The organism is Pseudonocardia adelaidensis, from assembly GCF_039543345.1.
Lineage (GTDB): Bacteria > Actinomycetota > Actinomycetes > Mycobacteriales > Pseudonocardiaceae > Pseudonocardia > Pseudonocardia adelaidensis.
Genome location: NZ_BAABJO010000046.1, coordinates 23,033 through 35,494, shown reverse-complemented (window position 1 = coordinate 35,494; position 12,462 = coordinate 23,033). Strand labels below are relative to the sequence as shown.

At 73.0% G+C, this 12,462-nt stretch carries 10 protein-coding genes and 1 pseudogene; 4 read left to right on the top strand and 7 right to left on the bottom strand.

The genetic code is table 11. From position 1 onward, the window contains the following. Positions 1 to 927, top strand: a complete 927-nt coding sequence (locus ABEA81_RS38560; protein ID WP_345612464.1) for an aldo/keto reductase — start codon at positions 1 to 3, stop codon at positions 925 to 927. A gap of 474 nt (positions 928 to 1,401) precedes the next feature. Here the strand turns inward: ABEA81_RS38560 and uvrA are convergent, their stop codons facing one another. Beyond that, positions 1,402 to 4,314 carry an excinuclease ABC subunit UvrA gene (gene uvrA / locus ABEA81_RS38555; protein WP_345612404.1) on the bottom strand — a complete coding sequence of 971 codons (2,913 nt, stop codon included), beginning with the start codon at positions 4,312 to 4,314 and terminating at the stop codon, positions 1,402 to 1,404. A 286-nt stretch (positions 4,315 to 4,600) separates the two neighbouring features. Between uvrA and ABEA81_RS38550 the strand changes: the two genes are divergently transcribed. After that, the gene (locus ABEA81_RS38550) at positions 4,601 to 5,005 is read left to right on the top strand and encodes an OsmC family protein (protein ID WP_345612402.1); all 405 of its coding nucleotides are present in this window, start codon (positions 4,601 to 4,603) and stop codon (positions 5,003 to 5,005) included. A gap of 88 nt (positions 5,006 to 5,093) precedes the next feature. Here ABEA81_RS38550 and ABEA81_RS38545 read toward each other — a convergent pair whose 3' ends face one another. After that, positions 5,094 to 6,041: a LysR family transcriptional regulator gene (locus tag ABEA81_RS38545; RefSeq protein WP_345612400.1), complete on the bottom strand. Its 948-nt coding sequence runs from the start codon at positions 6,039 to 6,041 to the stop codon at positions 5,094 to 5,096. Positions 6,042 to 6,115: 74 nt separating this feature from the next. Here ABEA81_RS38545 and ABEA81_RS38540 point away from each other — a divergent pair, with 74 nt between their 5' ends. After that, a complete protein-coding gene (locus tag ABEA81_RS38540) occupies positions 6,116 to 7,090 on the top strand; it encodes an EamA family transporter (RefSeq protein ID WP_345612399.1) in 975 nt (324 codons plus the stop codon). Positions 7,091 to 7,145: 55 nt separating this feature from the next. Here the strand turns inward: ABEA81_RS38540 and ABEA81_RS38535 are convergent. The 5 genes and pseudogenes from ABEA81_RS38535 to ABEA81_RS38515 form a co-directional block, all read right to left on the bottom strand. Next, positions 7,146 to 7,643, bottom strand: a pseudogene (locus tag ABEA81_RS38535) (ABC transporter ATP-binding protein); the annotation flags it as partial. Continuing rightward, positions 7,640 to 8,473, bottom strand: a complete 834-nt coding sequence (locus ABEA81_RS38530) for an ABC transporter ATP-binding protein (protein WP_345612397.1) — start codon at positions 8,471 to 8,473, stop codon at positions 7,640 to 7,642. The gene ABEA81_RS38530 and the pseudogene ABEA81_RS38535, both read right to left, overlap by 4 nt. Beyond that, positions 8,470 to 9,465 carry a branched-chain amino acid ABC transporter permease gene (locus ABEA81_RS38525; RefSeq protein WP_345612395.1) on the bottom strand — a complete coding sequence of 332 codons (996 nt, stop codon included), beginning with the start codon at positions 9,463 to 9,465 and terminating at the stop codon, positions 8,470 to 8,472. The genes ABEA81_RS38530 and ABEA81_RS38525 overlap by 4 nt, the downstream gene beginning before the upstream one ends. After that, a complete protein-coding gene (locus ABEA81_RS38520) occupies positions 9,462 to 10,325 on the bottom strand; it encodes a branched-chain amino acid ABC transporter permease (RefSeq protein ID WP_345612393.1) in 864 nt (287 codons plus the stop codon). Before ABEA81_RS38520 ends, ABEA81_RS38525 begins: the two co-directional genes overlap by 4 nt. Next, a complete protein-coding gene (locus tag ABEA81_RS38515) occupies positions 10,325 to 11,551 on the bottom strand; it encodes an ABC transporter substrate-binding protein (protein ID WP_345612391.1) in 1,227 nt (408 codons plus the stop codon). The genes ABEA81_RS38520 and ABEA81_RS38515 overlap by 1 nt, the downstream gene beginning before the upstream one ends. A 151-nt stretch (positions 11,552 to 11,702) precedes the next feature. Between ABEA81_RS38515 and ABEA81_RS38510 the strand changes: the two genes are divergently transcribed. Further along, positions 11,703 to 12,386, top strand: coding sequence for an MBL fold metallo-hydrolase (locus tag ABEA81_RS38510; RefSeq protein WP_345612389.1), 684 nt, complete (start codon positions 11,703 to 11,705; stop codon positions 12,384 to 12,386). Positions 12,387 to 12,462 lie beyond the last annotated feature (76 nt).

Sequence of the window (12,462 nt, the reverse complement as noted above, 5' to 3'; positions counted from 1 at the left end):
ATGGGCATGAGCTTCGCGTACGGCTCGGCCGACCGCGGCGAGGCGACCGCAACCCTGCACCGGGCCATCGACCTCGGCGTCACCTTCCTCGACACCGCCGACATGTACGGCGGCGGGGCCAACGAGGAGCTGCTCGCCACCGTGCTCGCCGACCGGCGGGACGAGGTCACGCTCGCCACCAAGTTCGGCATCCTGACCGGCGAGGACGGCTACCCGAGCGGCGTCGACGGGAGCCCGGCGTACGCGCGCCGCGCCTGCGTCGCGTCGCTGCGCCGGCTCGGCGTGGACCACATCGACCTGTACTACCTGCACCGGCCCGACCCCGAGGTGCCGATCGAGGAGACCGTCGGCGCGATGGCCGAGCTCGTCGCGGCCGGGAAGGTGCGGCACATCGGGCTCTCCGAGAGCTCCGCGGAGACGATCCGCCGGGCCGCGGCCGTCCACCCGATCGCCGCCCTGCAGTCGGAGTGGTCGGTGTTCAGCCGCGACATCGAGCGAGCCGTCCTGCCGACGTGCCGGGAGCTCGGCATCGGCCTGGTGCCGTACAGCCCGCTGGGGCGGGGCCTCCTGACCGGCACCCTGCCCGCCGAGTTCGCCGACGACGACTTCCGCCGCACCCTGCCGCGGTTCCAGCAGGAGAACCTCGAGCGCAACCTCGAGACGGTCGGGGCCGTCCGGGAGATCGCCGCGGCCCACGACGCCACACCGGGGCAGGTCGCGCTCGCCTGGCTGCTCGCGCAGGGCGATGACGTCGCCCCGATCCCCGGAACCAAGCGCGTCCGGTACCTGGAGGAGAACGCGGGCGCGCTCACCGTCACGCTCACGCCGGCCGACCTCGCCCGGCTCGACACGCTGCGACCCGCGGGCGACCGCTACACCGACATGACGTGGGTGGAGCGCGACACCCGGGAAGGCGCCCTGCAGTAATCCCCGACGGCACACCTCAGGTCGGCACGAACGGCACTTTCGTCCGAACCTGTCGATCGACGGCCGAGCACACTTCGACATCGTGCCCGTGCTGTGCACAGTTCGGTGCCGGTCGCCTGCGGGGCGCGAGTTGGTGGGGTTGCCGCGATTTTCGGGTGCCCTCGCCTCGGTCGGTCGGAGATGCACGGCACCGGGCTGCTCGGGCCCTCCATCGGGACGCGAGCGGGCGCGTCGCGCGCTGCGGTGTGGCGGGTGGCTGGGTGGGAGAACCACCGACGGTGTGGGCGCTCTGCGATCCGCGCGGTGTCGGGAACGGCGCGCCCAAGCATGATCAGGTCGACGCCACGGGTCTCGGACACCCGTGGCGTCGATCTGATCATGCACACGGCGGGGTGCCTCGGGCATGATCGCTGCGAGATGCGGACGAACGGCGCCCTCGTCCAGCTCCATCGGACGAAACTGCCGTTCGTGCGATCAGCTCGCGGCCGCCGCGCGCTTCCGACGGCCTGCCTTCGGTGCCGGCGCCTCCTCCGGCGTGACCAGGCCCTTCAGGAACTGGCCCGTGTAGCTCCCCGGGTCGGCGGCCACCTGCTCCGGGGTGCCCTGCGCGATCACCGTGCCACCGCCGGAGCCGCCCTCCGGGCCCATGTCGATGATCCAGTCGGACGTCTTGATCACGTCGAGGTTGTGCTCGATCACGACCACCGAGTTGCCCTTGTCGACCAGCCCGTTGATGACGTCGAGGAGCTTGCGGATGTCCTCGAAGTGCAGGCCCGTGGTGGGCTCGTCGAGGATGTAGATCGTGCGGCCGTTGGACCGCTTCTGCAGCTCCGAGGCGAGCTTGACGCGCTGCGCCTCGCCGCCGGACAGGGTGGGCGCCGGCTGCCCGAGCCGGACGTACCCGAGCCCGACGTCGTTGAGGGTGCGCAGGTAGCGGGCGATCGAGTTGATCGGTGCGAAGAACTCGGCCGCCTCCTCGATGGGCATGTCGAGGACGTCGGCGACCGTCTTGCCCTTGTAGTGCACTTCCAGCGTCTCGCGGTTGTACCGGGCGCCCTTGCAGACCTCGCACGGCACGTACACGTCGGGCAGGAAGTTCATCTCGATCTTGATGGTGCCGTCGCCCGAGCAGGCCTCGCAGCGCCCGCCCTTGACGTTGAACGAGAACCGGCCCGGCTGGTAGCCGCGGACCTTCGCCTCGGTGGTGGCGGCGAAGAGCTTGCGGACCTGGTCCCACACACCCGTGTAGGTGGCGGGGTTGGACCGCGGGGTGCGCCCGATCGGCGACTGGTCGACGCGCACGAGCTTGTCGAGCCCGTCGAGCCCGGTGATCCGGGTGTGGCGCCCCGGCACCTGGCGCGCGCCGTTGAGCTTGTTGGCGAGCACGGTGGCGAGGATGTCGTTGATCAGCGTGGACTTGCCGGAGCCGGACACCCCGGTGATCGACACCAGGCAGCCGAGCGGGATGTCGACGTCGATGCCGCGCAGGTTGTGCTCGCGCGCTCCGACGATCGTCAGCTGCCGCTTCCGGTCGCGCGGGCGGCGGATGTCGGGCACCGGGATCGAGCGGCGGCCGGACAGGTAGGCGCCGGTGAGCGACGTGTCGTGCGCCTCCAGCTCCGCGACCGTGCCGCTGTGGACGATCTGACCGCCGTGCTCCCCCGCCCCCGGGCCGATGTCGACGATCCAGTCGGCGTGCCGGATGGTGTCCTCGTCGTGCTCGACGACGATGAGCGTGTTGCCGAGTGCGCGCAGCCGGGAGAGGGTCTCGATCAGCCGCCGGTTGTCGCGCTGGTGGAGCCCGATCGACGGCTCGTCGAGGACGTAGAGCACGCCGACGAGGCCGGAGCCGATCTGCGTGGCCAGCCGGATGCGCTGGGCCTCGCCGCCGGACAGGGTGCCCGCGGCGCGGTCGAGCGAGAGGTAGTCGAGCCCGACGTCGAGCAGGAAACCCAGCCGCGCCTGCACCTCCTTGAGCACCCGCCCCGCGATCGCGGTCTGCCGCGCGTCGAGCTGCATCCCGTCGAGGAACTCGGAGCACTCGCCCACCGACATCGCGGTGACCTCGGCGATGGACCGGTCGCCCTGGGTGCGGTGGGCCAGCGTGACGGCCAGCACCTCGGGCTTGAGCCGCGCCCCCTTGCACGCCGGGCAGGGCACGTCGCGCATGTACCCCTCGTACTTCTCCCGCGCGTACTCGGAGTCGGTCTGGTCGAGCCGCCGCTCCAGGAACGGGACGACGCCCTCGAAATTGGCGTAGTACGAGCGCTCGCGGCCGTACCGGTTGCGGTAGCGGACGTGCACCTGGTCCTGGGTGCCGTGCAGCACCGCCTTCTGTGCCGCCGCGCCCAGCTTGCGCCACGGCGTGTCCATCCGGAAGCCGACCGCGCCGGCCAGCCCTTCGAGGAGGCGCCCGAAGTACTCCGCGGACTGCCCGCCCGACCACGGCGCGATCGCCCCCTCCGCGAGGGACCGCTCCGGGTCTGGCACCACGAGCTCCGGGTCGACCTCCTTCTTGATCCCGATGCCGGTGCACTCGGGGCACGCGCCGTACGGCGAGTTGAAGGAGAACGTGCGCGGCTCGAGGTCGTCGAGCGAGAGCGGGTGGCCGTTGGGGCAGGCCATCCGCTCGGAGAAGCGGACCTCGCGGTGCGGGTGGTCGTCGTCGAGGTCGACGAAGTCGAGCACGACCAGCCCGTCGGCCAGCCGCAGCGCCGTCTCCACCGAGTCGGTGAGCCGCTGCTTTGCCGACTCCTTGACGGTGAGCCGGTCGACCACGACGGAGATGTCGTGCTTCTCCTGCTTCTTGAGCTTCGGCGGGTCGGTGAGCTGGTGGATCGTGCCGTCGACCATCACGCGCGAGTAGCCCTGCGACTGCAGGTTGGAGAACAGGTCGACGAACTCGCCCTTGCGGGTGCGCACCACCGGCGCCAGCACCTGGAACCGGCTGCCCTCCTCCATGGCGAGCACCTGGTCGACGATCTGCTGCGGCGTCTGCTTCTCGATGACGTGCCCGCACACCGGGCAGTGCGGCACGCCCGCGCGCGCGTAGAGCAGGCGCAGGTAGTCGTAGACCTCGGTGATGGTGCCGACCGTCGACCGCGGGTTGCGGTTGGTGGACTTCTGGTCGATCGACACGGCGGGCGACAGGCCCTCGATGAAGTCGACGTCGGGCTTGTCCATCTGCCCGAGGAACTGCCGCGCGTACGCCGACAGCGACTCGACGTACCGGCGCTGGCCCTCCGCGAAGATCGTGTCGAACGCGAGGCTGGACTTGCCCGACCCGGACAGGCCGGTGAACACCACGAGGCTGTCGCGCGGCAGGTCGAGGTCGACGCCGCGCAGGTTGTGCTCGCGGGCGCCGCGTACTACCAGACGGTCGGCCACGGTGGTGAAGCCTCCTGAGATGCGGGTGCCAGGGCCGAGAGCGGCCCCGAAATCCATGCTAGGCGCGGCCACCGACAGAACCGGTGCGTCGGCCCGGCGAGCGGCCGCCCCGGGGAGCCGGACGACCACGACGAGGATCGCACACACGTTCGATCAACCGCCGACCGGGGCCCGCCCGCGCCGCCCGGCCGTCGCACACCAACACCGGCGCCCACACCCCAACTGCAGTTGGCGTGCCGGCACCACTGTTGGTGTGCGAGCGAGGTCCGGGTCATAGGCTGATCCGGTGGGAGAGCCGAACGTCTGGTCCGTCGCGCGCCTGCCGACCCCGGAGAGCGACTCCGCCGACCTGGTCGTCAACGGGTTCGAGCTGAGCTGCGCGGTGCCGGACGGCACCGCGGCCGAGCCGCCGGGGGCGACGCCGTTCGGCCTGCTCGCCGCGTCCCTCTCGGCGTGCACGGCCATGTCCGTGCGCACGTTCCTGCAGCGCTGGCACGTCGACCCCGGCGCCGTCACGGTGCACGTGGGCGTGCACCCGAGCGTGCCGCCGATGCTCGACCGGCGCGTCACGGTGGACGGCGAGGTGGGCACCGATCTGCGGGAGCAGCTCGCGGCGGTGGTCGACAGCACCCCGGTCACGGTCCTGCTGCGCGACGCCGTGACGATCCGCACGGTGCTGACGACGGGGTAGCCCCGGCGGCGCGTGCACATCCCGCGGCGGCCGTGCACATCGCGGGAGGTGTGCGCGGTACCGCGACGGTGTGCACGCCGGACCGGGATCAGCTGCGGTAGGTGTGCCGGTGCGGCACCGCCTCGTCGTGCTCGCCGTCGACCAGCGGCAGCGGTGACTGCGCCGCCACCGCGGCGAGAGCGCCCAGTCCCCGCACGATCGCGGGCCGGCCCCTGCTTCCCCGGCGCACGCACGTCAGGACCGCTCGGGAGGGGGCCCCGGCGAGCGGGATCCGCACGACGCGGTGGTGCGCGGGGATCGGCGCGAGCCGCGGCATCAGGCACACCCCGAACCCGTGCGAGACGAGCGCGACGACCGCGTTCCACTCCTTCGCACCGTGGGCGATCCGCGGTGTGAAGCCCGCGGCGCTGCAGGCCGCCATGACGATCGCGGAGTCGTCGCAGCCGTCGGCGCCGATCCAGACCTCGTCGGCGGCCGCGGCGAGATCGACCCCGGCGGCGGACGCGAGCGGGTGGCCTGCGGGCACCACGAGGTCGAACGGGTCGTGCAGCAGCGGCTGCTGGTCGAACCGCGGGTCGTCGCGCGGGGGTGCGTCGGGCGCGGGCAGCACGACGGCGATGTCCGCGTCCCCGGCCAGCAGCAGCGCGAAGCACTCGGCGTTGCCGGCTTCGGTGACCTCGACGGCCACCCCCGCGTCGCGCAGCTCGGCGGCGGCGGGCGCGAGCAGCGCGGCGAGCGCCGTCGGGAAACCGCAGAGCCGCAGCACCCCGCCCGCGGGCGCGCCGGCCGCCTCGGCGAGCACGCGTTCCCACTCGGCGTAGAGCCGGTCGGCGTGGCCGAGCAGGCTCCGCGCGGCCGGGGTGAGCCGCACCCCGCGGCCCACCCGCTCCAGGAGCTCGACGCCGACGTCCCGGCCGAGCAGCCGGATCTGCTGCGACACCGCGGACGGGGTGAGGTGCAGTGCCGCCGCGGCCGCCGTGACGGTGCCGTGCTCGTCGAGCATCCGCAGGACGTGCAGCCGGCGCAGGTCGATCATTCAGGCGATTCTACAAGAAATGCAGCAGGAAATCGTAGCTGGACGTTCACGAATCTCCGCCGGAAGGTGGGTGCATGTCCCGCGCCCCGCTCCTCTGCCTCGCCAGCGTGGTGAGCGTCCAGGTCGGGCAGGCCGTCGGGAAGCGGGCGTTCGACCTGCTGGAGCCGGCCGGCGTCGTCACGCTGCGGCTCGGGCTCGCGGCGCTCGTCCTGCTCGCCGTCCTGCGCCCGCGCCCGCCCGCCGACGCCCGCGCGCTCGGCCTCGTCGTCGCCTTCGGCACCGCGATCGCGGGGATGAACCTCGTCTACCCCGCGCTGCGGCACCTCCCGCTCGGCGTGGCGACGTCGCTGCAGCTCATCGGTCCGCTCACGGTCGCACTGGCCGGGTCCCGCCGCCCCCTGGACGCGGCGTGGGCGCTCCTCGCCGCCGCGGGGGTGTTCCTGATCAACGACGGCGGCGGGCCGCTGCCGGTGCACGGCGTGCTGCTCGCGCTCGCGTCGGGCATCGCGATGGGCGGGTACCTCCTGCTCAGCCGGCGCGCGGGGAGCGCCGACCCCGGCACCCTCGCCCTCGCCGTGACGTGGGCGGCCGTCGTCTCGCTCCCGTTCGGGATCAGGGCATCGGGCACCGACCTGCTGCGGCCGCCCGTGCTGGCCGTGGGGCTCGCGGTCGCCGTCCTGTCGGCGGTGCTCCCCTACTCGCTCGACCTCGCTGCACTGCGCCGGCTGCCGCCGCGCACGGTGGGCGTGCTGCAGAGCCTGGAACCGGTGGTCGGCGCGCTGGCGGGTGTCGTGCTGCTGGCCGAACTGCTGGACGCGCGGCACCGGGTGGCCATCGGCTGCATCACGGCCGCGTCGGCGGGCGCGGTGCTCACGCCACGCCGAGCAGGCGGTACGCCGTGTCCGGGTCCCGGCGGAACTCCGGCGTCGGCACCCGGTGCACGAGCACGCCCTTCTCCATCACCGCGATCTCCCCGGCCACGGCGAACGCCAGGTGCAGGTCCTGCTCGACGATCAGCACCGCCACCCCCGCGTCGCGCAAGGTGGTGACGACACCTGCGATCTGGTCGACGATCGCGGGCGCGAGCCCTTCGGACGGCTCGTCGAGCAGCACGAGCCGCGGGTTCGTCAGCAGCGCCCGCGCGGCGGCCAGCATCTGCTGCTCGCCACCGGAGAGCCGGCCCGCGAGGTGCCTGCGGCGCTCGCCGAGCCGGGGCAGCAGGTCGAGCACGGTGTCGACGGTCCAGGTACCCGTCCGCGACCGGGAGGAGAGGGCGAGGTGCTCGGCCACCGTCAGCGTCGCCCACACCCGCCGCCCCTGCGGGACGAGCGCCACCCCGGCGCGCGCGATCAGGTCCGGGCGCTGCCCGGCCAGCTCCCGGCCATCCAGGAGCACCGATCCCGCGGACGGCGGCACGAGCCCGGCCAGCGTCATGATCAGCGTCGACTTGCCGACCCCGTTGCGCCCGAGCAGCCCGAGCACCGCGCCTGCGTCCAGGTCGAGGTCGACGCCGTGCAGCACGACGCCCCGGTCGTACCCGGAGACCAGCCCGCGGACCTCGAGAAAACTCGGCGCCGATGGTTCGCTCGCGAGCTCGCTCATGTGAAGAACAGCTCCTCCCGGCGCCCCGCCCCCAGGTACGCCTCCCGCACGGTCTCGCTCGCGCGCACCTCGTCGGGCGTCCCGGAGAGCAGCACGCGCCCGAGGTGCAGCACGGTGACGGCGTCGGCGAGCGAGAACACCAGGTCCAGGTCGTGCTCCACGAACAGCACCGTGATCTCCGCGGGCAGCCCCGCGAGCAGCTCGAGCAGCCGCGCGCTCTCGGCGGGCGACATCCCGGCCGCAGGCTCGTCGAGCAGCAGCAGCAACGGGCGGCAGGCCAGCGCGAGCGCCACCTCCAGCTGCTTGCGCTCGCCGTGCGAGAGGGCAGGCACGGGCACGTCGCGGCGGTCGGCGAGCCCGACCTCGGCGAGCAGCTCCTCGCACGTCCTCGCTACGCTCGGCCGGGCGCTTCGCGCGGGCGCTGTGACATTGGTTCGCTCGCGAGCTCGCTCACCGGCCCGCGCCCGCACGGCCGAACGCCTGCGCGGGAGCGGCGAGATCCGCCCACCCTCGTGCCGGGCCGCCGCCAGCGCGACCGTCTCGGCCGCCGTCATCGAGCCGAACAGGCTCGCGTGCTGCATCGTCTGGCTCATCCCGAGCCGGCAACGCGCCACCTCCGACAGCCGCGTGACGTCCCGGCCGGCCAGCTCCACGGTGCCGGCGTGCGCCCGCATCGTGCCGGTGACCAGCTTGAACAGGGTGGACTTCCCGGCGCCGTTCGGCCCGATCAGCGCGTGCCGCGCGCCCGGCTCGACGGTGATGTCGACGCCGTCGACGGCCTTGAGCGCGCCGAAGGACCGGCCGAGGCCCGTGCAGCGCAGCGCGGTCATGACGGCGACCTCCGACGGCGCAGCCGGATCCCCGCCGCTCCGCGCGGCAGCAGGTAGACGACCAGCACGAAGACCGCACCCAGCACCAGCGTGCCGTGCCCGCCCAGGCTGGGGCCGAGGGCGTCGCGGATCACGATCACGAGCGCGGCGCCGAGGCAGGCGCCCCACAACGACCCGGCGCCCCCGATGACCACGGCGAGCAGCGCGAACGCCGCCGTCGCGAAGCCGAGGTCGGGCAGCGCGACCAGCCGCGCCTGCGCGGCGAGCAGCGATCCGGCCAGCCCCGCGACCCCGCCTGCGAGCACGAACACCGCGTACTTGTAGAGCGACGTGGGGTAACCGATCGCCCGCATCCGCGCCTCGTTGTCCCGGATCCCGCGCAGGGCGGCCCCGAAGGGCGACCGCGCCACCAGCCGGACGAGCGTGAACCCGAGCAGGAACACCGCCAGCACGTACCAGTAGGTGAACCCGGCGTTCGCGAGCGGCGCACCGGCGATGCGCACCGACGGGATCCCGGTGAGGCCGTTCGCGCCGCCGGTCACGGAGTCCCACGCGTTGCCCAGCTGCTGGACGGTCTCGCCGATCGCGAGCGTGAGCATCAGGAAGAACACGCCCGCGCTGCGGACCGTGATCCACCCGGTGAGCGCGGCAGCCACCGCGCCGACCGCGACCCCGGCCAGCAGCGGCACCGGCGCCTGCGCCGTGACGTTGATCGACACCCACCCCGCCGCGTACGCGCCGGAGCCGAAGTAGGCGGCGTGGCCGAGCGACGGCAGCCCCGTCACGCCCACGAGCAGGTCGAGGCTCACCGCGAACAGCGCGAACACGAGGATGCGGGTGAGCGTGGTGGTGGCGAACGGTGCGAGGAAGAGCGGCACGGCCGCGAGCACGACGACAACGGCCACCGCGACGATCCAGGCCCGGCCCCGCGGTGCGCGCGGCGGGACCGCGGCCTCGCCGCCCGGAACGGCGGGCGCCTCCACCGCCGTCACCGCGCACCCACCGCCGCCGGGCCGCCGAACAGCCCCTGCGGTCGCAGCACCAGCACGAGCGCGAGGGCCGCGAACAGCACGAACGACGCCAGCTCCGGCAGCAGCACCCGGCCGAGCGTGTCGACCTGCCCGATGATCAGCGAACCGACCAGCGCGCCGCGCACCGAGCCGAGCCCGCCGATCACGACGACCACCAGCGCGAGGATGAGCACGGTGGCGTCGAGGCCCGGCCGGGCGCCGTAGATCGGCCCGCCGAGCACGCCCGCCGTGGTGGCGAGCAGCGACCCGACCGCGAACACGGCGGTGGTGACGAGGCGGTTGTCGATGCCGATCGTCGCCACCATGTCCCGGTCGGCCACCGTGGCCCGCACGACGGCGCCGACGCGCGTGCGTTCCACGACCAGGTACACCACGACGGCCAGCACCGCGCCGACGCCGATCAGCACGAGCCGGTAGGCCGGGTAGACCGCGTCGAACACCGTGACCGAGCCGTCCAGCGCGGGAGGGGCGGCCACCGACAGCGGGTCGTCCCCGAACGCGAGGACCAACAGCTCGGCCACCACGAACGCCACCCCGAGCGTGAGCAGCGCCTGGTCCAGGTGCGAGCGCCGGCGCAGCGGCCCGGTCATCAGCGACAGCACCGACCCCGCGAGGAGGCCGCCCACCGCCGCGATCCCGAGCGCGGCGAGGAAGCCGCCCCAGCTCCCGGAGAACGCCGCGCCGAGGTAGGCCCCGCCGAGGAAGAGCGCGCCGTGGGCGAGGTTGAGCACGTCCATCATCCCGAACACGAGCGACAGCCCGATCGCGACGATGAACAGCAGGAACCCGATGGCGAGCCCGTTGAGGACGGAGACGAGCATCAGACCGCCGCTGGCTGGCTCTGCGGACCGAGGTCCTGCACCACGGCGTTCACCAGCTTGCCGCCGACGTTGTCGACCCGGCGCAGGTAGATGTGCTGCCGCGGCGTCTGGTTCTCGAACGTCCAGGGGCCGCGCGGGCTGTCGTCGACGGTGCCGATGCCGCCGAGCGCCGCGGAGAGGGCGTCACCGTCGATGGCGGTCGCGCTGCGCAGTGCCCGGTTCAGGACGTTGGCCGCGTCGAAGGTCGCCATCGAGAAGCAGCTCGGCGCCTCACCGTGGGCCGTGGTGTAGGCGTCGACGAACGCCTTGTTGGCCGGGTTGTCCAGCTGGTCGCTGTAGTGCAGCGTGTTCTGCACGCCGAGCGCGGCGTCGCCCTGCTGCGGCAGCACGTTGCCCTCGGTGAGGAAGCCCGATCCGTAGAGCGGGATCGACCCGGCGAGCCCGAACTGCGCGTACTGCCGCACGAAGGTGATCGCCTCGGAACCGGAGAAGAAGCAGAACGTCGCCCGCGCCCCCGAGTCCTGGATCCCGGTGAGGAACGGCTGGTAGTCCGACGTGGTGCCGAACGGCGTCTTCACCTCGCCGACCACCCGCCCGCCACCGGCCTCGAACGCCCGCTTGAAGTGCGCGATCACCTCGGTGCCCGCGGCGTAGTCGGGTGCGATCGCGTAGACGCCCTCCGAGAAGCCCGACTCGGCGAGGTGTGCGCCCATCGCGGCGGAGATCTGCCCGTTGGTGAACGAGGTGCGCCACACGTACGGGGTGCGGCCGGCGCCGGTGACGTCCTCCGCCCCCGCGTTGGTGACGATCAGCAGCTTGCGCGCCTCCGACATCACGTTCCGCACGCCGAGCGCGGTGGCCGAGTTGACCAGGCCGACGACCACGTCGACGCCGTCGCTCTGCAGCACCTTCTGCACCGCGGGCACGCCCGTCTGCGGGGTCTCGCCCTCGTCGGCGACCACGGTCTCGACGCTGCGGTCACCGAACGTGCCGCCGTTCTGGTCCAGCCAGAGCTGCCAGCCGCGCTGCATGTCCGTGCCCAGCGCCGCGTACACGCCCGACTGCGGCACGACGAGCCCGACCTTGACCGTGCCCCCGCCGCCCCCGGTGGCTCCCCCGCCACCGGACCCGCCGACGCTGCTGCCGCACGAGGAGAGGATCGGGACGGACGCGGCCGCACCGAACAGGCCGAGGAGGCGTCGTCGGGTGAGCAGGTGGGGATCCATCGCAGACAGCTCCTCGTCGAACTCGTCATGCCCGGGTCGAGTGTCGACGGATCGTGGTCGAGCGACCGATCTGCTGTCAACGATTCGGGTGAACCGCGCATCTCGCCGCGATCCGATCGTGACGGACACGTAGCACCACTAGGCTGGCGGGGTGGACGTCCTCGACAGCTACACCGGCCATGTCGACCCGGGCGGCGACGCCACCCGCCGCAACCTCGATGCGCTCAGCATCACCAAGATCTCGGTGGGCCCGATGGACAACAACGCTTACCTCCTGGTGTGTCGCGCCACGAACGAGGCGCTGCTGATCGACGCCGCGAACGAGCCCGACCGGATCGCCGACCTCGTCGGCGCCGACGACGGCCGCCCGGAGCTGAACCACCTCGTCACCACCCACCGGCACTACGACCACTGGCAGGCCCTCGGCGCCGTGGCCGGCATGTTCCAGACGCGGCAGATCGCGCACCCGCTCGACGCGCCCGAGCTGCCGATCCCGATGGACGTGCTGGTGGAGCACGGCGACACGATCGGCTTCGGCGAGATCGAGCTCGAGGTGGTGCACCTGCGCGGACACACGCCCGGCTCGATCGCCCTCGTCTACCGCGACCCCGCCGAGGGCGGCCACCCGCACGTCTTCACCGGCGACTCCCTCTTCCCCGGCGGTCACGGGAAGACGACCACCCCCGAGGACCACATCCAGCTCATGGACGACCTGGAGGAGCGGATCTTCGGGCCGCTCCCGGACGAGACCTGGGTGTACCCCGGCCACGGCGACGACACGACGCTCGGACGCGAGCGCCCGGACCTCGGGGAGTGGCGCGAACGCCACTGGTAGCCCGGCCCGCTGGCACACCAACCGTGGTGCTCGCACACGAACTGCAGTTGGTGTGCGAGCGCCGAGGTTGGTGTGC

Bases quoted from the DNA above. Each gene is read 5' to 3' on its own strand.
- ABEA81_RS38560 (WP_345612464.1), top strand. From the start codon at position 1: ATGGGCATGAGCTTCGCGTACGGCTCGGCCGACCGCGGCGAGGCGACC.
- ABEA81_RS38545 (WP_345612400.1), bottom strand. From the start codon at position 6,041: ATGATCGACCTGCGCCGGCTGCACGTCCTGCGGATGCTCGACGAGCAC.
- ABEA81_RS38540 (WP_345612399.1), top strand. From the start codon at position 6,116: ATGTCCCGCGCCCCGCTCCTCTGCCTCGCCAGCGTGGTGAGCGTCCAG.
- ABEA81_RS38530 (WP_345612397.1), bottom strand. From the start codon at position 8,473: ATGACCGCGCTGCGCTGCACGGGCCTCGGCCGGTCCTTCGGCGCGCTC.
- ABEA81_RS38520 (WP_345612393.1), bottom strand. From the start codon at position 10,325: ATGCTCGTCTCCGTCCTCAACGGGCTCGCCATCGGGTTCCTGCTGTTC.
- ABEA81_RS38515 (WP_345612391.1), bottom strand. From the start codon at position 11,551: ATGGATCCCCACCTGCTCACCCGACGACGCCTCCTCGGCCTGTTCGGT.